This is a genomic window from uncultured Parasphingorhabdus sp. (genome assembly GCF_963975735.1).
Taxonomy (GTDB): Bacteria; Pseudomonadota; Alphaproteobacteria; order Sphingomonadales; family Sphingomonadaceae; genus Parasphingorhabdus.
This window is the reverse complement of sequence record NZ_CAXBIA010000001.1, coordinates 641,043-659,496: the sequence shown is the minus strand read 5'-3', so window position 1 is coordinate 659,496 and position 18,454 is coordinate 641,043. Positions and strand designations below refer to the sequence as shown.

General features: G+C 58.2%; 18 protein-coding genes. 11 read left to right on the top strand and 7 right to left on the bottom strand.

Annotated features, from left to right (window positions below; translation table 11 throughout):
* Positions 1-32: 32 nt before the first annotated feature.
* Positions 33-2,099: a S9 family peptidase gene (locus AACZ86_RS03220; protein ID WP_339689270.1), complete on the top strand. Its 2,067-nt coding sequence runs from the start codon at positions 33-35 to the stop codon at positions 2,097-2,099.
* Positions 2,096-2,530: a thioesterase family protein gene (locus tag AACZ86_RS03215; RefSeq protein ID WP_339689268.1), complete on the top strand. Its 435-nt coding sequence runs from the start codon at positions 2,096-2,098 to the stop codon at positions 2,528-2,530. The genes AACZ86_RS03220 and AACZ86_RS03215 overlap by 4 nt, the downstream gene beginning before the upstream one ends.
* Here AACZ86_RS03215 and AACZ86_RS03210 read toward each other — a convergent pair.
* The 3 genes from AACZ86_RS03210 to hemC are packed head-to-tail and all read right to left on the bottom strand — an operon-like array spanning position 2,527 to position 5,172.
* Complete coding sequence (locus AACZ86_RS03210; protein WP_339689266.1) at positions 2,527-3,489, bottom strand: hypothetical protein; 963 nt, start codon at positions 3,487-3,489, stop codon at positions 2,527-2,529. The genes AACZ86_RS03215 and AACZ86_RS03210 overlap by 4 nt on opposite strands.
* Before the next feature lie 52 nt (positions 3,490-3,541).
* The gene (locus tag AACZ86_RS03205) at positions 3,542-4,222 is read right to left on the bottom strand and encodes a uroporphyrinogen-III synthase (protein ID WP_339689265.1); all 681 of its coding nucleotides are present in this window, start codon (positions 4,220-4,222) and stop codon (positions 3,542-3,544) included.
* The gene (gene hemC, locus AACZ86_RS03200; protein ID WP_339689264.1) at positions 4,219-5,172 is read right to left on the bottom strand and encodes a hydroxymethylbilane synthase; all 954 of its coding nucleotides are present in this window, start codon (positions 5,170-5,172) and stop codon (positions 4,219-4,221) included. The genes AACZ86_RS03205 and hemC overlap by 4 nt, the downstream gene beginning before the upstream one ends.
* A 44-nt stretch (positions 5,173-5,216) precedes the next feature.
* Between hemC and tsaD the strand changes: the two genes are divergently transcribed.
* The 3 genes from tsaD (at position 5,217) to AACZ86_RS03185 (ending at position 8,846) form a co-directional block, all read left to right on the top strand.
* Positions 5,217-6,251: a tRNA (adenosine(37)-N6)-threonylcarbamoyltransferase complex transferase subunit TsaD gene (gene tsaD, locus AACZ86_RS03195; protein ID WP_339689263.1), complete on the top strand. Its 1,035-nt coding sequence runs from the start codon at positions 5,217-5,219 to the stop codon at positions 6,249-6,251.
* The gene (locus tag AACZ86_RS03190) at positions 6,248-7,243 is read left to right on the top strand and encodes an NAD(P)H-dependent glycerol-3-phosphate dehydrogenase (RefSeq protein ID WP_339689261.1); all 996 of its coding nucleotides are present in this window, start codon (positions 6,248-6,250) and stop codon (positions 7,241-7,243) included. The genes tsaD and AACZ86_RS03190 overlap by 4 nt, the downstream gene beginning before the upstream one ends.
* 121 nt (positions 7,244-7,364) lie before the next feature.
* Positions 7,365-8,846: a lipopolysaccharide biosynthesis protein gene (locus tag AACZ86_RS03185; RefSeq protein ID WP_339689378.1), complete on the top strand. Its 1,482-nt coding sequence runs from the start codon at positions 7,365-7,367 to the stop codon at positions 8,844-8,846.
* Here the strand turns inward: AACZ86_RS03185 and AACZ86_RS03180 are convergent, their stop codons facing one another.
* Positions 8,847-9,845, bottom strand: coding sequence for an adenosine kinase (locus AACZ86_RS03180; protein ID WP_339689260.1), 999 nt, complete (start codon positions 9,843-9,845; stop codon positions 8,847-8,849). It lies immediately after the preceding gene.
* Between the two features lie 107 nt (positions 9,846-9,952).
* Here AACZ86_RS03180 and AACZ86_RS03175 point away from each other — a divergent pair, with 107 nt between their 5' ends.
* Together AACZ86_RS03175 and AACZ86_RS03170 are read left to right on the top strand one after the other, a co-directional pair.
* Complete coding sequence (locus AACZ86_RS03175) at positions 9,953-10,633, top strand: EI24 domain-containing protein (protein ID WP_339689259.1); 681 nt, start codon at positions 9,953-9,955, stop codon at positions 10,631-10,633.
* A 5-nt stretch (positions 10,634-10,638) separates the two neighbouring features.
* Positions 10,639-11,004 carry a hypothetical protein gene (locus AACZ86_RS03170; RefSeq protein WP_339689258.1) on the top strand — a complete coding sequence of 122 codons (366 nt, stop codon included), beginning with the start codon at positions 10,639-10,641 and terminating at the stop codon, positions 11,002-11,004.
* Here AACZ86_RS03170 and queG read toward each other — a convergent pair.
* Positions 10,990-12,045, bottom strand: coding sequence for a tRNA epoxyqueuosine(34) reductase QueG (gene queG / locus AACZ86_RS03165; protein WP_339689257.1), 1,056 nt, complete (start codon positions 12,043-12,045; stop codon positions 10,990-10,992). The two genes, AACZ86_RS03170 and queG, sit on opposite strands and share 15 nt — an antisense overlap.
* Before the next feature lie 44 nt (positions 12,046-12,089).
* Here queG and AACZ86_RS03160 point away from each other — a divergent pair, with 44 nt between their 5' ends.
* The 4 genes from AACZ86_RS03160 to msrB all read left to right on the top strand — a co-directional run bounded on the left by AACZ86_RS03160 (position 12,090) and on the right by msrB (position 16,267).
* Positions 12,090-13,052 (top strand): ATP-binding cassette domain-containing protein, encoded by a 963-nt coding sequence (locus tag AACZ86_RS03160; RefSeq protein ID WP_339689255.1) that lies wholly within the window; start codon positions 12,090-12,092, stop codon positions 13,050-13,052.
* Complete coding sequence (locus tag AACZ86_RS03155) at positions 13,049-14,248, top strand: ABC transporter permease (protein WP_339689254.1); 1,200 nt, start codon at positions 13,049-13,051, stop codon at positions 14,246-14,248. The genes AACZ86_RS03160 and AACZ86_RS03155 overlap by 4 nt, the downstream gene beginning before the upstream one ends.
* Before the next feature lie 115 nt (positions 14,249-14,363).
* The gene (locus tag AACZ86_RS03150; RefSeq protein ID WP_339689253.1) at positions 14,364-15,680 is read left to right on the top strand and encodes a cytochrome P450; all 1,317 of its coding nucleotides are present in this window, start codon (positions 14,364-14,366) and stop codon (positions 15,678-15,680) included.
* A gap of 80 nt (positions 15,681-15,760) precedes the next feature.
* The gene (msrB, locus tag AACZ86_RS03145; RefSeq protein ID WP_339689252.1) at positions 15,761-16,267 is read left to right on the top strand and encodes a peptide-methionine (R)-S-oxide reductase MsrB; all 507 of its coding nucleotides are present in this window, start codon (positions 15,761-15,763) and stop codon (positions 16,265-16,267) included.
* 9 nt (positions 16,268-16,276) lie between these two features.
* Here the strand turns inward: msrB and AACZ86_RS03140 are convergent, their stop codons facing one another.
* Together AACZ86_RS03140 and AACZ86_RS03135 are read right to left on the bottom strand one after the other, a co-directional pair.
* Complete coding sequence (locus AACZ86_RS03140; RefSeq protein WP_339689250.1) at positions 16,277-16,654, bottom strand: VOC family protein; 378 nt, start codon at positions 16,652-16,654, stop codon at positions 16,277-16,279.
* Positions 16,655-16,710: 56 nt separating this feature from the next.
* The gene (locus AACZ86_RS03135) at positions 16,711-18,450 is read right to left on the bottom strand and encodes a hypothetical protein (protein ID WP_339689249.1); all 1,740 of its coding nucleotides are present in this window, start codon (positions 18,448-18,450) and stop codon (positions 16,711-16,713) included.
* Positions 18,451-18,454 lie beyond the last annotated feature (4 nt).

Genomic DNA, 18,454 nt, shown 5'->3' with positions numbered 1-18,454 from the left:
CACCTTAATCCGGCCGGAGATATATAGAGAATATGACACAAAAGCTGACTCGTCCGCCATTTGCAGAACAGCGTCCTCACAGCTACGAGCGGCACGGATATGTCGTCAACGACCCGTGGAACTGGCTGAAAGATGCGCGATATCCGGTGGTCGAGGACGAAGATGTGCTCGGCTATCTGAAGGCAGAGAACCAGTGGTTCGAACAGAATATGGAAGGCCGGGAAGAGCTGACCAAATCCCTGTTCACCGAGATGAAGGCGCGGATCAAGGAAGATGACAGTTCGGTCCCTCAAAAGGATGGCGACTGGCTCTACTGGAGCAAATTCGAGGAAGGCATGCAATATCGCCAGCATTGGCGAAAAGCGGTTACCGGCGGCGAAGACCAGCTGATGCTGGACGAGAATATACTGGCCGAAGGCAAGGAATATTTCCGGCTCGGCGCGGCGTCGGTATCACCCGATGGTCGATTGCTGGCTTATGCCTATGACGACAATGGTTCCGAGCGGTTCGAGGCACGGATCAAGGACCTGTCGAGCGGCGAGCTACTCCCCGATATCATCCCCGGTACATTGTCGAGCCTGGTCTGGTCGGCCAATTCCAAAATGTTGCTTTACGGTCTCGCCAACGAACAATGGCGTACCGACAATGCGCGGCTCCATGTTCTGGGCAGCGATATTGCCGATGATGTCGAACTATATCACGAGGATGATGAAGGCTTCCGCGTCGGCATCGGCCTGACCCATTCGGAAAAATATATCGCCATATCGACCGGCGATCACGAAACCAGCGAAATACGGCTTGTGCCGACCGACAATCCGCTCGCCGAACCGATACTGGTTTCGACCCGCAAGACCGGGCGCGAATATGACGTGGAGGAACATGACGGCACGCTTTATATCCTGACCAACGATGATCATGTAAATTTCCGGCTTGCCACGGCGTCAGTTGCCGACCCGGACAACTGGACAACATTGATCGCCGGATCGGACGAATTTTATCTGACGGACGTCTGCACATTCAAGAATTTCTACGTGACCGAGGGCCGCGAAAATGGCCTCGATCAGATTGAAATCCGTTCCTATGACGATCCGGCCAAAGTCGAGCGCATCGCCTTCCCGGAGGCCAGTTACAGCACCGGGCTCGACGACAATCCCGAATATGATGTCGACAAGCTCCGGCTCGGCTATGATTCGATGGTCACGCCGGGCACGGTCTTTGACTATCATCTGTCCGACCAGTCGCTCGAAACGCTCAAGGTACAGGAAATCCCGTCCGGCTATGACGCCAGTCAATATGTCACCGAACGACTGATGATCGAGGTTCGTGACGGAACGATGGTGCCGGTGTCGCTAGTCTATCGCAAGGACACCAAGATCGACGGCAGCGCGCCGCTCCATCTCTATTCTTATGGTGCCTATGGCTATGCCGTGCCGCCGAGCTTCTCTACAACACGGCTCAGTTTGGTCGATCGGGGCTTCGTCTACGCCATTGCCCATATCCGCGGCGGCGACGATCTGGGCCGTAACTGGTATCTCGACGGCAAGCTGGCCAAGCGAACCAACACGTTCAACGATTTTGTCGATGTCGCCAAGGATCTGATTGCCAAGGACTATACCAGCACAGGCCGGATCACCGCGTCGGGCGGCTCCGCTGGCGGCGAGCTGATGGGCGCAATCGTCAACAGCGACTCCGGACTATGGGGCGCCGTCGTCGCCCATGTGCCCTTTGTCGATGTACTCAATACGATGCAGGACGAAAGTCTGCCGCTGACTCCCGGCGAATGGCCGGAATGGGGCAATCCGATCACCGATAAAGCTGCCTTTGAAACGATCCGCAGCTATTCACCATATGACAATGTGACAGCGCAGGCCTATCCGCCGATGCTGATCACCGGCGGCCTCAACGATCCTCGAGTTACCTATTGGGAGCCGGCCAAATGGACGGCAAAATTGCGCGCAACCAAGACCGATGACAATATGCTGCTGCTCAAGACCAATATGGGCGCCGGCCATGGCGGCAAGTCGGGACGCTGGAACGCACTGGAAGAAACCGCAGAGGAATTCGCCTTCATATTGTGGCAGATGGGGATGGCTGAGTGAGTAGCGAAAGCCCTCCCGCTCCCCCGATCGATAAAGAACCTGGTTTCACGCTGGCGTTCACTGCTCAGCCAGACGACATTGACGAGCTCGGTCATGTCAACAACGCAGTCTGGGTGCGCTGGATTCAGGATCTTGCGACGGCCCACTGGCAAGCGGTCGCGCCGCAAGACGCCATTGACCGCTATATCTGGGTCGTAACCCGGCACGAGATCGATTATCGCGGCAATGTCGGGGTCGGCGAGACCGTGACCGGACGAACCTGGATTTCAGAACCGCCCAAGGGCGCGCGATTCTGGCGCAACGTCAGCTTCACCGGGCCCGATGGCAAGACAAAGGTCGCCGCGAAAACCAACTGGGCGATTATCGAGCGGTCAAGCGGACGGCCGGTTCGTGTTCCCGCTGGTCTCGCAGAGCTGTTCCTGGAAGGTTAAGGAGCCGGTATCGCGGTAGAAGGTGCCAGCGGTGAAGGTTGATCCACTTTTTCCCCTTCGGCGGTGCGCAATTGTTGCGGTTCGAGTATCGCTGCGGTTTCAATGACATCGAGTGCCCGCCGTGCTTCATTATAGCGACGCGCCTTTTCCATCCACTGCAGGACATCGTCATCCTCTGCAATCCCGGGCAGCTTCTCGACTTCGACGATCGCGGCATCGACATTGCCGGTTTCGACATAGCGTTTCGCCCGGATTAACCGCTGTTGCGGTGCCGGGGATGGCGTGCCTGGACTGCGAATGACGAATAGTTCGGAAAGTTCCCGCTGAAAGTCAGCCCAGAAGCCCGCGCCGCTCGATCCGGTCGTAAGCGCCGGCCCCAGTTCGTCCAGTCCTGCGGACAATTCTTCCAGGGTGACCGGTTCACGGGAAGCGTTGACAATGGTCGTCACCGCCTTGGGCTGCGCATCGCCAAAACGCAGTCGCAATTGGGGATCGATATAGCCAAGCGGTGATCCGCGATCCAGCGCACGACGGGCGGCAAAGGCGATCAACAACCCCTCAGCCCTGGCCGCATTGCCCGACGCAGCCTGCGCCTGCACATTGATCCGCGACAAACGGTCTTCCAGATCGGCAACGCGCACGGCCAGCGCCCGCTCCAGTTCCGGTGTCAGTGCCGGCGCCGCCGGCTCGCTTGATTGCGTTGACGCTGGCAAGACGGTGCCATCCGCATCAATACGGTTGGCAAGCGCCGTCACCGGGTCAGCAGCTTTGCCGGTAGCGCCATTGGCAACCGTCGCTATTTCCGCGTCAGGCTCGCTGTCGAAGGGGTTGTAGCGCGACAATATCCATCCTGTCAGAATCGCCCCTCCGATGAAGGCCACGACCATCAAAATCAGCACGTTGCGCGTCAAATTGCTCTTGCCAGTTGATGGCGAAAGCCTTTCATAATCCCGGCTCATTACGGCTCCTTTTCTTCAGTCAGGCCGCAGGACGGACCAAATCCTCTCAACATCACCGGCATAGTGCGCTCGCCAAGGACAGTAAAGCGTCGTCGTCCGGATGGCTTGCGGTTTGAACCATTTTCCACCCCTGTCCGGCCGCCTCAGCCACTTTTCCGGAGAAAGCCAGCACGCGATGCTGGCTCTTGGGCAAACCCGACCGGTCCAGTTCCGACACAAAATGTCTGGCAGCCCGCGCCGAATGCAGCAGGATGACGGTCTCCCCGGCGAGACAGGCTTTCGCCTGTTCTCCGAGCGCAATTGCGTTTGAACGATATACCGGCACGATTTCGAGCTGCTGATCTGTTGCAGAAAGATCGGTATGATCATGGCCAGCCAGCCATAATATGTTCCGGTACCGGCCATCCTCCAGTCCGCCCAGCAGGTCTTGCGCGCTGGTAGCTCCCGTTTCCGCGACATGGAGACCGGCTGCTATTGCTGCAGCTGCGGTTTTCTCGCCCACCGCCAAAATCGGCAATGATCGATAGGCGTTCAATTGTGGTCCGCCGAATCGGAGCGCGTTGGCGCTGGTCAGTAGCAATGCGTCAAAATCCTGTGCTTCCGGACCGGACCATGCAATCGGCTCGACGGCAAACAGCGGGTCGACCACCACATGCAAGTCCAATTCCTTTGCCCGCCGCTCGGTCTGCAGCGCCCCGTCGAGCGGTCGAAGGATCAGCAGCGGCAGATTCATCGACCAAATACGGCTTTCAGACCGGCGCTGGCCTGCCCCAATAGCGTGTTGGCCAATATACCTGGCGCGGAAACATCGCCGGTATCGAAACTGGATTCGCCGCTGACGCACTCGGATCCGTCGGGCAGCAATATTTCGGCCCGCAGAAAAACGGTTGCGCCCTCGATCGTCGCCAGAGCGGCGACCGGGCTGTGACAATCCGCGGTCAATTGTTCCAGAAACAGGCGTTCGGCAATGACAGCGCGGAATGTGTTCGTCGACGATATCGCATGCATAAGCCGACGAACATGGGAGTCGTCGGACCGCGTTTCGATCCCGATCGCGCCTTGCGCGGGCGCGGGAAGCATGACCTCAGCGGGAATATCAGCACCGACATCGTTCATGTCCAGCCGGTTCAGACCGGCGGCGGCGAGCAGGGTCGCGTCATAGTCCCCGTCTTCAATCTTCTGCAGCCTTCTTTGCACATTGCCGCGAATCAGTCTGATATCGAGATCTTTTCTCAGCCGTAAAAGCTGGGCCTTGCGGCGCGGCGACGCCGTGCCGACGATCGCGCGTTCGGCCAGGGAGTCGATTGAATCCGCGCCGATCAGCCGGTCGTGGACATCTGCCCTTTCGAGCATGGCCGCGAGAATGAACTCGCCCGGCCGGATGGTTTCCACATCCTTCATACTGTGCACCGCGCAGTCAATTTCTCCATTGCCAAGCGCGCGATCCAGTTCCTTGGTCCACAGTGCCTTGCCGCCGATTTCCGCTAGCGAACGATCGATTATCTTGTCGCCGCTGGCGATCATCGGCACCAGTTCGACCTGATCGGGCCGCCAACCGTGCACAGAAAGCAGCGCGTTTGCCGCCATCGTGGCTTGCGCCAGCGCAAGCGGTGACTGGCGTGTGCCGATGCGCAAGGGCCGGTCCAGCCCGGCGAGAATCTCTTTTTTGCTGTCTTCGCTCATGATAGCGCTTGTCCTAATGGCTTGAGCGCCTAAGTAAAAGCGTCATGAGCCTGATCTTGGGAATTGAATCCAGCTGCGACGAAACGGCAGCCTCGCTAGTTACGTCTGAGCGCGAAATTCTGGCGCACAAATTGGCAGGGCAAGAGGCGGAACATGCCCCCTATGGCGGCGTCGTTCCGGAAATCGCCGCGCGCGCGCACGCCGAGATCCTGACACCGCTGATCGCAGCCGCGCTCGAAGAAGCCGGAAAATCGCTCGATGACGTCGATGCGATCGCTGCCACTGCTGGCCCCGGTCTGATCGGCGGGGTGATGGTCGGCCTGGTCACCGGCAAGGCGCTGGCGATGGCCGCCGGCAAACCCCTGATCGCGGTCAATCATCTCGAAGGCCACGCGCTTTCGCCGCGACTGGTCAATCCGGATCTGGCCTTTCCCTATTTGCTGATGCTGGTGTCCGGCGGCCATTGCCAGATCTTGCGGGTCGAAGGCGTCGGCCAATATCGCCGACTGGCAACCACGATTGACGATGCGGCCGGCGAAGCGTTCGACAAGACCGCGAAAATATTGGGCCTCGGCTATCCCGGCGGCCCGAAGGTCGAAGCCTTTGCGCAGCAAGGTGATCCCGAGGCCGTTCCCCTGCCCCGCCCCTTGATCAAATCAAAGGAGCCGCATTTTTCTTTTGCCGGGCTGAAAAGCGCCGTGGTGCGGGCCCATCAAAGCGGTGCCCACAGACCCGAAGACATCGCGGCCTCCTTTCAACAGGCGGTGGTCGACTGCCTGCGCGACCGGCTGGAAAAGGCTGTTCACGATCATAGCAGTTGCGCGCATCTCGTGGTCGCAGGCGGTGTCGCGGCCAATACTCCGATCCGCGCCATGCTCCAGCAGGTCGCCGAGAAGAATGACATGACCTTTACCGCGCCTCCGCAGTGGCTGTGCACCGACAATGCGGCGATGATTGCCTGGGCAGGCGCAGAGCGTTTCGCAGCGGGCCTGACCGATCCACTGGATTTCGTCGCCCGGCCGCGCTGGCCGCTGGACCCGACGGCTGAAAAAGCGCGCGGCGCGGGGGTAAAAGCATGACTGTTACGACAGCAAAAATTGGCGTCATCGGCGCGGGCGCATGGGGCACCGCCCTCGCGCAGGTGCTATCTGAAGGTCAGGACGAATTTCTGCTCTGGGCCCGCGAACCGGAGGTTATCGACCAGATCAACCGGACCCACGAGAATATATCCTTTCTCCCCGGCCACCGTCTTCGCGACAATATCAGCGCAACGCAGGATTTAGACGCGATGGCAGCCTGTGATGTGCTGTTGCTCGTGACACCGGCACAGCATCTGCGCGCCACCCTTCAGGCATTACCCGATTCCGGCGCTTCGCTGATCCTGTGCTGCAAGGGAATCGAAGCACGAAGCCGGTTGCTGTTAAGCGAGGTTGCCAAGGTCGTGCGACCGGATAATGATCTCGCAGTCCTGTCCGGCCCGACCTTTGCCCATGAAGTCGCGCAAGGCCTGCCAACAGCCCTGACCCTGGCGTGCGAAAGTGAAGCGCTTTGGGAGCGGCTCAACCCGCTGATCGCAAAAGCCAGCTTCCGGCCTTATTATTCCGATGATGTCGTCGGCGCTGAAATTGGCGGCGCGGTCAAGAATGTTCTCGCGATCGGCTGCGGCGTGGTCGACGGAGCCGGCCTGGGTCAAAATGCCCGCGCCTCCCTGATCAGTCGCGGTTTTGCCGAAATGCTCCGCTATGGCTCGGCTCGTGGCGCCCGGGCAGAAACTCTCGCCGGCCTGTGCGGGCTTGGCGATCTCGTGCTCACCTGCTCCTCGACCAGTTCGCGCAATTTCTCGCTCGGCAAGGGACTGGGGGAAGGTCAGTCCGCCGAAGCGCTTCTATCAGACCGGACAACCGTTGCCGAAGGCGCCTCCACCGCTCCTGTCCTGCAGCAGGATGCAAAGGCGCGTCAGGTAGATATGCCGATAGTCGACGCTGTCTGCGCTTTGCTGGCAGGCGAGGCTGACGTTCAGTCTGTGGTCACCCAGCTCATGAAAAGGCCGCTCGTTTCTGAACGCAGATAGACCGGCAAGCCATGATGATGACAAATTCCCGAAACTGTTATAGACAGCTTTCCCTTAAGCGGGCCAGCCGGAGAGCGATTTGAACAGTCCTGAACCATCAGGCACGGCTGGTGCAGCGCCAATCGATGGCGACGCGCCTGCTGACAAGAGCAAGGACGATATTGCCGCGCTGGCCAAAGGCGGACGGACCAATATATTCGGCTTTCTTCTGCGTCTCGCTGCGCGTCTGCCGTTTCTGTTCATCGCGGGTCGCATTTACGGCGCCGATGCGCTCGGACGTTTTGCCTATGCGATATTGGTGGTCGAATTTGCGGCACAGCTCGCGACCCTCGGACTGAAACGCGGGCTGGCGGCGCAGCTTAGCAAGACCCAGAGGCCCCATGTCCATGTGGTCTGGGACGGGCTGTTGGTCAGCTTCCTCGCATCCGCCGTCGCGGCGGCGATCCTCATCGCCTTTCCGTTCATCATGTTCCCGAACAGCGAGATCAACGGGCTCGACCGGTTCCTGCCGCTGGTGATATTTACCGTCGTCGGGGCCGATATTGCGCTGGCCGCCCTCGCCTATCGTTACGATATCGCCTCGACGGTGCGCGCCCGGTCGGTTGTCGAACCCTGGACGATCAGCATCGCCGCTTTTCTCTTCTCTTATTATTCGCTGCGCGACGGCCTGATCCTTTCCTATGTCGTGTCGATGATTGCGGCGTTGCTGGCATCACTCTGGCCATTGTTCAAAAGCTACGGCCTGCCGCACGGCTGGCGACCGGAGCCGATGAAAATTGCGAAAATCGCCCGGCGCAATATGCCGCTTGCCGCAGCCGATGCCGCCGAATGGGGTTCACGCCGGCTGGACCTCGCCATTCTCGGCCTGTTTGCGTCACCGGCGATCGTCGGAATCTATTATATCGCGCAACAGGTAGCGAGCCTGCCGCAAAAGCTCAAAACCAGCTTCGATCCCATTCTCGGCCCTGTCATCACCCGCAATCTCGAGGCAGGGAACCTGAAGGCCATTGCCAGTCAGGTGAGCCAGGTCGGATTCTGGATCATTGCCGCACAGATCGGCATTGCGCTGGCGCTGGCGATTCCCGGAGAAGCCGTGATGGGTCTGGTCGGACCGGGTTTTGTCGGTGGAACCGGGGCCCTGGCCTTCCTGCTGGCAGCCGAAGCGGTGGCAGCAACCGCCGTGGTCGCCGAATCTGCCCTTGTCTATATTGCCCGCCATCGGAACCTGCTGATCTCGCTGTCAATGCTGCTGCTGCAGGCGGCGCTGAGCGTCGCGTTCATTCAGGTCTGCGTGCTTCTGGGCTGGGGGCCGTTGTTTCAGGCTGCCGCCGTCGCCGCGGCGCTGATGGTCGCTCTCGCTTATGCCTCGGTGGTCAAGGCGATCTTCCTGTCCAAACTGCTCGACGCGCCGGTCAATGGCTGGCGCTGGACCTTGTTGCTTGCGGTCGCGGTGGCGAGCGCGGTAGGCTATCTCGCCACCTATCTGCCCGAATGGATGGAATTGATCGTCGGTATCCCGATGATCCTCGGTAGCTATGCCTGGATCATCTGGAAATGGGGCTTTGGACCCGAAGACCGGAAATTGTTCAAGATGAAAGGCTGATCAGCCAAAGCGAACCTTCACCAGTTCTGCCAGATCGGCTTCCGGCCGGGCGCCATAATGGGAAATCACTTCCGCTGCTGCAATCGCGCCAATGGTCAGACATTCTTCCATCGGACGCTGTTCGATATAGCCGCTGAGGAAGCCGGAAGCGAAAAGATCACCGGCACCGGTCGTATCAACGATATGATCAACGGGTTCCGCAGCAACGGCGGTCGTCTTGCCGTCACGAACCGCGATCGCCCCGTTTTCGCTTCGCGTCACCACCAGCGTTTCCACCTTGGCGGCCGTTTGCGCAACCGCGGCATCAAAATCCTCGGTCTCGGCCAGCATCTTGATTTCCGCCTCATTGGCGAACAGGATATCAATCTTGCCGCCATCGATCAGGCCGACGAATTCCTCCCGGTGCCGGTCGACGCAGAATGTGTCGGACAGGGTGAAGGCAACCTTGCGGCCATGTTCCCTGGCGATATCGATTCCCAGCGCCATCGCGGCCTTGGGCTCGTCGGCGTCCCACAAATAGCCTTCAAGATAGAGGATTGCACCGCTGGCGATCAGGTCGGAGTCAACCGCAGCCGGCGGCAGGAATTGCGATGCACCGAGAAAAGTATTCATCGTCCGCTGCGCATCCGGCGTGACAAAAATCAGGCAGCGCGCCGTCGGCGGCTCTTGACCCAGCGGCGGCACATCAAAATCAATTCCGGTTGCACGGATATCATGGGCAAACACTTCACCCAGCTGATCGTCGGCCACTTGCGCGATCAAGGCGCATTGGCGCCCCAATATGGATGCGCCGGCCAGCGTGTTGGAACCCGAACCGCCGCTAATTTCCCGCGCTGGCCCCATGTCGCGATATAATTCCTGCGCCCGCGCGGCGTCGATCAGCGCCATGCTGCCCTTGACCAGTTGCTCTTCGTCAAGAAATTCATCGCTGGCTTGCGAGATGACATCAACAATTGCATTGCCGATGGCGACAATATCGTAACGGGCTTCAGTGGTCATAAAGATCCTCTTGGGGTGGTTTGCATGGTTCGGGACGGGTTAGGGACTTGGTCCGATGCCATCAAGCAGAATTGACGCTGGCCGGGCAATCATGACATGAGGCGCGAATGATACAAGCTTTCACGCGTTCCCTCGCCCAGCTTCGCGACCGTGCTATATTGGTGATCCTGCTCAAGGTCATATTGCTCACGCTTCTGTTGTTCGCCATTTTCGGAGTAGCAGCATATTTTGGACTGGTCTGGCTATTTGCCTGGCTCGGGTGGACAGATGGCGGCCTTGCAGCAGCTGCGGCTGCGGCCATCATCGCGATATTGACCGGATTATTATTGTTCCGGATTGTCGCCATTTTTGTACTCAACATCTTCTCGGACGATATTGTCGATGCGGTAGAACGGCGACATTATCCTGATCGAGCGGAAACGGCGAAACCGCCGGGTTATGTGATCGGGATCAAAATGGGGCTCGCGTCCGCCGGCCGGGCGCTAGGCTATAATATTCTGGCGGCACCACTCTATATCCTGCTGCTTGTGACCGGGATCGGCCCTCCGATTGCCTTTTTTACAGTCAATGCCATTTTGCTGGGACGCGATCTGCAGGACATGGTTGCTGCCCGCCATGCCGCCGATTATCGCAATCTCGCCGCCGGATCGAGTCTGCCGAAACTCGAGCGCTTCACCCTCGGACTGGTCACTGCGCTGATGCTGGCCATCCCCTTTGTCAATTTCCTTGCGCCGCTATTGGGAGCCGCTATGGCTACCCATCTGGTGCATGGGAAGAAGGAAATATGATCCGCATGAAAGCCAAATTTCTTATATTGTTCAGCCTGCCCGCTCTAGCGGCCTGTGCATCGACAACGGCAACAAGAAGCCCCAGCCTGCCAGCCGCTCCGGCCTCCCCGCTCCAATCGGTAGCAGGCCTGGATATCGTCATGGGCAAGACCGCCGGTCAGCTTATCCGTCTGTTCGGAAAACCGCAGTTGGATATATCCGAGCCGCCAGCCCAGAAACTCCAGTTTGCAAGCGGCGCGTGCATACTGGATGCCTATCTTTATCCGCCCGAAGACGGCGGCGCCGGTCGGGTCACCCATATCGACGCCCGCCGCAGCGATGGCGCTGCGGTTGACCGGGTCAGCTGCGTAAATGCTCTAAGGCAGCGCTGACGCCAGCTGTTCAAGCGCCCAACCAGCCGCGTCCCTGACCGCATCATCGTCATCATCCAGAAGCGCCTGAGCCGGCACGATCAATGCTGAATCGCCGCTATTGCCCGCCGCGATAAGGGCATTGCGTACCATCCTGTCGCGGCCGCTGCGCTTGATTGGCGATCCGGAGAATACCTGCCGGAAACTGGCATCATCGAGCGCCAGCAGATCGGCCAGCGCCGGCGCAGTCAATTCCGCGCGTGGCAGAAATGCCTTGTTTGCTGCCCCCGCCTGGGCAAATTTGTTCCACGGACAGACCGCCAGACAATCGTCGCAGCCGTAGATATGATTGCCCATGGCTTTGCGATATTGGTGCGGGATCGGTCCCTTGTGCTCGATCGTGAGATAGGAAATGCAGGCCCTTGCATCGAGCTGATAGGGTGCCGGAAAGGCGCCGGTCGGACAAATACCCTGACAGGCAGAGCAACTGCCACAGCTGTCTTTTCCCGGCTTTGACGGCTCCAGTTCGAGAGTCGTGTATATCGCGCCCAGAAACAGCCAGCTGCCGTGATCTCGGCTGACGATATTGGTGTGCTTGCCCTGCCATCCCAGGCCAGCCGCTTCCGCGAGCGGTTTTTCCATGACCGGCGCGGTATCGACGAATACCTTCACCTCGCACTCTGCCTGTTCGATCAGCCAGCGGGCCGTCCGCTTGAGCGCGCCTTTCACGACATCGTGATAATCTTTGCCCTGCGCATAGACCGAAATGCGGCCGTGATCGGAGACACTCTCCAGCGCGAACGGATCGGTGCCCGGCGCATAGCTCATACCCAGCATGATGACCGAACGGACGTCCGGCCATAAATGGGTCGGGTCGGACCGTTCGTCGGCCCGGCTCTCCATCCAGATCATGTCGCCGTGGCTGCCGTCCGCAAGCCACTGCTTCAAGCGCTGGCCGGTTTTTGGTGCCAACCGTCCCGGAGCGATGCCGACCGCAGCAAAGCCCTCTTCCTTCGCCTTTTTTTCGAGCGCTTTGTCCAATCTTAACTTGTCATCCGGCATAGGCTTTCCCTATCAAACACTACCGCCAGATATGAAAGCCGTAAATGCACGCGCCACATTCCGAATTCGCCATCGAAGCTCGCAATATCGTCAAGAGATTTGATGGCGAAGCCGCCGTTGACGGTATCGATCTGACGATCGAGAAGGGCAGTATATTCGGGATATTGGGACCAAATGGAGCGGGGAAGACCACGACCTTGCGGATGCTGCTCGGGATCATTGACCCCGACGAAGGCGAGCGGTTTCTACTCGGATCGCCAGAGCCGATTTCCATGGCCCACCAAGTGGGTTATCTCCCCGAAGAGCGCGGACTCTATCCATCGATGAAGGCATTTGATGCGATTGCGTTCATGGGCGCGTTGCGCGGATTGCCGCTGGCCGAGGGCCGCAAGCGGGGTCGTGCCATGATGGAAGATCATGGGCTCGGTGAAGCAGCCGACAAACAGATCCGCCAACTCTCCAAAGGCATGGCGCAGACGGTACAGTTGCTCGGCACGCTCGTGCACGATCCCGACCTGATCATTCTTGACGAGCCGTTTTCCGGTCTGGATGCGCTGAACCAGGGCAAGCTGGAACGATTGATCCGCGCCCAGGCCGACAAGGGCGTCACGATCATTTTCTCGACCCATGTGATCGCCCATGCCGAGCGGCTGTGCGAAGAAATCGCCATTATCGCCGATGGGAAAATCCCTTTCAAAGGCAAGGTTTCCGAGGCCCGTGACCGGCTCCGTCCGCAGGTCCATCTCGAAACACGCAATCTCGACGGTCCCTGGCGCACAGCAATTCCTGCAGATTGCAAACCGCTCGGCCACAACTGGCATTTCACTTTGCCCCAAAGCGGCGTCGAACCGTTGTTAAATGCTCTGGTGGAAGGCGATGCCGGCATCGAATCCCTCTCTATCGAACGGCCCGGCCTGCACGACGCCTTTGTCCAGATCGCTGGCGAGGCAGCGGCGCGGAAAATGGATGCCGATGCCGCAGACAACAACGGGGATGAAAGAGCATGATCGAAACCATCCGCGCCGCCTTCGTCATCGCCCGCCGTGATTTCACCGCGATCATATTTTCCAAATCCTTCTTCTTCTTTTTGCTGGGACCGCTATTTCCACTGGGGATAGGGGTCGCCGCTGGCGGGCTGGGATCGCAGGTATCGCAGGAGATTGATAATTCTGTTATTGGCGTCGCCCTGAACCAGGAAGAAGCCGAAGCACTGCTTGCAACACGCGCACGACTCGTCCGGAGTCTGGGTTCAAAATCCCTGCCGGAGCTGATCATATTGCCGGATTTTTCCGCGCAAGAACCGGACATCATTGCAAAGCTGGACAGCGAAAAATCGCTGACCGCAATTCTCTCCGGGACGCTGGCTGCCCCCGTGCTGACCGGTTCGGCGGGAGACGTCAAACGATGGCAAGGGAAAATTACGCTGCTGGCGGAGACAGCTCTTTCCCGGCCCGCCACGGTTAACATTGAAACGAGGCTTATCGGTCAAACGGGCAGTTCCAGCGAACGCAATCAACTGATGACGGCGCAGGCCGGCCAGGCAATCCTGATCCTGCTGACGATGATCCTCGCGGGGATGGTGCTTTCCAATCTGGTCGAGGAAAAGACCAACAAGATCATCGAGATTCTGGCCGCAGCCATCCCGATGGATGCGATATTTCTCGGCAAGCTTTTCGCAATGCTGGGCATGGCGCTCGTCGGTATCACAGTGTGGAGCACGATAGGAATATCCGTAGCCCTTCTGGTCGGCGGAAACTGGAATGCCCTGCCTTCGCCCGCCGTCGGCTGGCCGTTATTCTGCCTGCTGCTGCTACTCTATTTTTCGATGGCCTATCTGCTGCTCGGCTCGCTGTTTCTTGGCATCGGGGCAATGGCAACAACCGTGCGCGAAGTGCAGACCCTGTCCATGCCGGTGACCATGGGGCAATTGCTGGTTTTCTTTCTCGCTTATTCAGCAATCACAAAATTGGGTGAACCGATGGAATGGTTTGCGGTGCTCTTTCCTTTCAGCTCACCCTTCGCGATGATCGCGCGCGCCGCCCAGATGGACAATATCTGGCAGCACGGACTGGCGCTGATCTGGCAGGGTGTCTTCACAATGATCATCATCCGCTTTTCGGTGATGCTGTTCCGCCGTAACGTGATGAAATCCGGACAGGCGGCTCGCAAAAAAAGTCTGTTTGCAAGAGTGACCGGAAAATAGTCCGGAGATTCAGGACATTTGCCGAAAAGACATTGACATTACTGTCAATAGAGGCAGATTGAACTAGTTTTGAAACGCAACCGATTGCCGATACAGGCAACGGCAGGAGAGACCAATGGCATCCGTTCCCCAAATCGACCTCGATAATCTGACCACCTCCCCGACCGCCGACGAGGCTCTGGAAGAATGGTATAAGCGCAACCCTCCGGTCGCAGATAGCGAGGCCAATCCCTGGGATGTCAGTCGGGCGGAACTGTACAGCAAGGATCTATGGCGCAAGCCATTTGCCGAAATGCGGGCGACTGCTCCGATCAACAAGGTTGAGGGCGGCGTTCACGGTGACTTCTGGAACATCACCACCTACAAACCGATCCAACATGTCGAAGCATTGCCGGATATTTATTCCTCCGATGTCTCCCATGGCGGCATCACGATTGCCGAGCCCGACTTCGACGACTCCGATTTTCAGCTGCCGATGTTCATCGCGATGGACCGTCCCAAACATACCGGACAGCGTCGTACGGTAGCACCCGCCTTCACCCCGACCGAAATGAAACGGATGGAAACCGAAATCCGCCAGCGCACCGAGGAAGTGCTCGATAGCCTGCCATGGGGCGAAAAATTTGACTGGGTCGACAAGGTTTCGATCGAGCTCACCACCGGCATGCTGGCAATATTATTCGGTTTTCCGTGGGAAGACCGCAGGCTGCTGACCTATTGGTCTGACTGGGCTGGTGATGTGGAATTGTCATGCGCGGAAGATCTCACTGAGCAACGGCGGCATATTCTCTACGAAATGGGTGCCTATTTCACCAAATTATGGAACGAACGGGTGGATGCGGAGCCGACGCCCGACCTGATTTCCATGATGATCCATTCCGAACATATGCGTGACATGGATCCGATGGAATTCATGGGCAATCTGGTATTGCTGATCGTTGGCGGCAATGACACCACCCGTAACACCATGTCTGGCGTGGCTTATGGTCTCGGCCAGTTCCCCGAAGAAAGGGAAAAGCTGCAGAAAAACCCTGATCTGATACCCAACGCGGTTCAGGAAATCATCCGCTGGCAGACGCCGCTCGCGCATATGCGCCGCACGGCGCTGGAAGATCACGACCTGTTCGGCAACCAGATCAAGAAGGGTGACAAGGTCGTTCTGTGGTATATCTCCGCCAATCGCGACGAAGAAGTCTTTCCGGAAGCCGACAAGATCATTGTCGACCGCGAGAATGCAAGACGTCACCTCGCATTCGGCTACGGCATCCACCGCTGCGTCGGCGCCCGTCTCGCCGAACTGCAAATCCGTATCTTGCTGGAAGAGATGCACAAACGGCGCATGCAGGTCAATCCGACCGGAAAAAACCGGCGCGTCCACGCCTGTTTCGTTCACGGATTCCGCGAGTTGGAAGTCGAGCTTTCGAAATATTGATCAGTTTCCGTTCAGGCGCACATCTGTAACCAATTTGTCTCCCGGTTCGAATGAATGAGGGATATTGGAAAGGAATTCAGATGAAACCGCTCGACCGGCGCACAGTCATATCCGGTACTCTTGTAGTCGCCGGAGCCTATGGAGCGATAAGCCTTTCCGGCTTTTTCGACGATGCCAACGCGCGGGCTGGCGGACCGTTCAAGATCAACCGGACAGCCGCAGAATGGAAGCAACGGTTGGGCGCCGCACGCTATCGGATATTGCGGCTTGAAGGTACCGAACGGGCCTATTCCAGTCTGTTGAATAATGAGAAGCGCAAAGGCGTTTACGCCTGTGCCGGCTGTAATCTCGGGGTCTATAAATCGGACACAAAATATGACAGCGGCACCGGCTGGCCGAGCTTTTGGGCGCCGCTCGCCGAAGACCGGATAGGCACGACGAAAGACTATAAGATCGGCTATCCGCGCACCGAAGTCCATTGCACGCGCTGCGGCGGGCATCTCGGACATATCTTCAATGATGGACCGAGGCCTACCGGCAAGCGGCATTGTCTCAACGGGCTGGCGCTGAAATTCATTCCGGCCTGAACCGGGGGATCAGCTATCGGGTGCTTCTACCTGCTGCCAGAATTCCAGTTTGATCCCGTCGCAATCGAGGATCCAGGCGAATTTGCCATATCCTTCGTCAACCTGACCCAGAATCTCAAGACCCTTGTCCTTCAACTGCTCGACATAAGCATCCAGATCATCGACCCGTAGGTTGATCATGAATTTGGCCGCGCTTGGTTCGAGATATTCGCTGTCTTCGGGAAAATGGCTGATCAGACTATAAGGTTTGTCACCTTTCTCGTCCGACCAATTGAGCATTGGACCATATTCCCCGTCCATATCCAGATAATCTTTATACCATTGGCGTGTAGCTGCCGGATTCTTCACCATATGAAAAACCCCCCCAAGTCCGGTGACCCCTGCCATATTTTTCTCCATGGTTCTGGTCTGTTGCGACAATTCCTTATAAACAATAGTATAATTTACATATGGTTACGAAATTCTTTTGTCGCAACCCTCCAAATAGTCAGGCCAGAGTCCCTGATGTGGACAGGTTGCAGCCAGTCCGGATTCTGACCTTTGGCCAGTTTCGCCCACAAACCTTCCGGATGCTTTTTCGCGTAGAAATCAAGCTCGGCTTCGCCATCGCAGGCGACAATGTAGCGGATATCACGCGCTTCCAATATCTCGCGAGCTACATCCGGTACGGATATAAAAATCCGTATCTGATCGGCCATCGCCTTGTCATTACGATGGTGACTGGTAGCGAGCACTGAATGCGGGGTCAGCAGCAATATCCGTGGTCCGAAATCAAATGGGGCGACGATGCGGGACCGGGGCAAGGCATTGAGCCGCGCAAGCGAGGCGTTATCCTTGCACGTCGCAGTACCGGAGTTCAATTCGGCCTTCCCGTCATCTCCTGTAATTTTGTTGAAAAGCGCGATGGCAAGCGGGCCAGGCATGATCAGGAAAACAACTGCGGCGGAGGCGAGTATGCGCGATACCGGACGCTCGATTGCGCGCGCGTGCGCAAAGGCCTGCTGCACAGCCCAGGCCATGAATGGCAGAGCAAAGGCCGCTGCGACCGCTGTGGCACGCTGGACAAACAGGGACAGCAGCACCGCCCAGAGAAATGCGTAAGCGAGAATGAATAATTTGCCGCGATCAATCTGTCCGCACCGGACACGCACGATATAGATCAGACTTCCCAGCCCGACGATGATCGATCCGCCGAGCAAGGTGACCATGGTCTTGCCATTCTGGTACCAGATCGGCAGACCCTCGAGAACATTGACCAGCCAATATTCGCGAACGATTGGATCCATGGTGTTAAATGCTCCGCCAACACATTGGGCAGCGAAGCCATAGAAGATAGCCAGGGCCGCCGCACCGGCGACAGCCAGACTGACAGTGCGCAAGGCGATATTTGCGGGCAGCCATTTGATTGCCGGCAACATAACAGCGGCACCCGCCGTACAGGCCAGCAAATGCGCTGGTGACAGCGCATCGCAATAGTTCACCGCCGTGTTGAAATTGCCCTGAGAGGCAAAATAGAACATGAAACTGGCCATCAGAAAGGATAATAAGGTCCAGAACAGCCGAACCCCTTCTTCGGTCCGGAAGACCCAGCGCCAACCCAGCAGCACGACAAAGGCAGCCGATAGCGGCAATCCTTCGAGCGATATCGAAAGCCAGAGCGCAAGCGTCGCACCCAGCGCAATGCCGCCCTTGCGCTTGTCAGGCCAGAACATCGTCCACAGCGCGGTCAGCGCCAGAGCAATCTGCCAGCCATGATGATCCACCCGCATCGGGCGGATTTGCGAGACAATCGGCACGGCAGTTGCCAACAGAGCCGCCGCCAGAAGTGTGACCTTGCGGTCAAAAACCTGTTCTGTGATTTTGACGACCAGCCACATTGCCACGCCCAAAGTGACGAGCGGCGCGATAACCATTGCCGCAGTTTCGGCGGACGCTGCGCCGATCAACGGTTTGAGCAGCAAGACCACCAGGGCCAGCGGCAATTCGACCCAGCGCGGCCAGTGCATCGGCTGGCTGTCCGGTTCGCCAATGCGATATTGGATAGTATCAAACCAGCTTTGCCCGCCGAGCCAGTCGCGCAGCTGGACCATGCGCAGCTGATCATCCGGGTCCCACCCGATGCCGCTCATGATCTGGCCACGCGTGACCAGAATGAGCACGGCGCAGACCGCGAGCCAGATCAATAAT

Coding starts and splice junctions, on each gene's coding strand:
- AACZ86_RS03150 (WP_339689253.1), top strand. CDS start 14,364: ATGGCATCCGTTCCCCAAATCGACCTCGATAATCTGACCACCTCCCCG.
- AACZ86_RS03155 (WP_339689254.1), top strand. CDS start 13,049: ATGATCGAAACCATCCGCGCCGCCTTCGTCATCGCCCGCCGTGATTTC.
- msrB (WP_339689252.1), top strand. CDS start 15,761: ATGAAACCGCTCGACCGGCGCACAGTCATATCCGGTACTCTTGTAGTC.
- AACZ86_RS03140 (WP_339689250.1), bottom strand. CDS start 16,654: ATGGCAGGGGTCACCGGACTTGGGGGGGTTTTTCATATGGTGAAGAAT.
- AACZ86_RS03175 (WP_339689259.1), top strand. CDS start 9,953: ATGATACAAGCTTTCACGCGTTCCCTCGCCCAGCTTCGCGACCGTGCT.
- AACZ86_RS03160 (WP_339689255.1), top strand. CDS start 12,090: ATGCACGCGCCACATTCCGAATTCGCCATCGAAGCTCGCAATATCGTC.
- AACZ86_RS03220 (WP_339689270.1), top strand. CDS start 33: ATGACACAAAAGCTGACTCGTCCGCCATTTGCAGAACAGCGTCCTCAC.
- AACZ86_RS03180 (WP_339689260.1), bottom strand. CDS start 9,845: ATGACCACTGAAGCCCGTTACGATATTGTCGCCATCGGCAATGCAATT.
- AACZ86_RS03205 (WP_339689265.1), bottom strand. CDS start 4,222: ATGAATCTGCCGCTGCTGATCCTTCGACCGCTCGACGGGGCGCTGCAG.
- AACZ86_RS03190 (WP_339689261.1), top strand. CDS start 6,248: ATGACTGTTACGACAGCAAAAATTGGCGTCATCGGCGCGGGCGCATGG.
- tsaD (WP_339689263.1), top strand. CDS start 5,217: ATGAGCCTGATCTTGGGAATTGAATCCAGCTGCGACGAAACGGCAGCC.
- queG (WP_339689257.1), bottom strand. CDS start 12,045: ATGCCGGATGACAAGTTAAGATTGGACAAAGCGCTCGAAAAAAAGGCG.
- AACZ86_RS03170 (WP_339689258.1), top strand. CDS start 10,639: ATGAAAGCCAAATTTCTTATATTGTTCAGCCTGCCCGCTCTAGCGGCC.
- hemC (WP_339689264.1), bottom strand. CDS start 5,172: ATGAGCGAAGACAGCAAAAAAGAGATTCTCGCCGGGCTGGACCGGCCC.
- AACZ86_RS03210 (WP_339689266.1), bottom strand. CDS start 3,489: ATGAGCCGGGATTATGAAAGGCTTTCGCCATCAACTGGCAAGAGCAAT.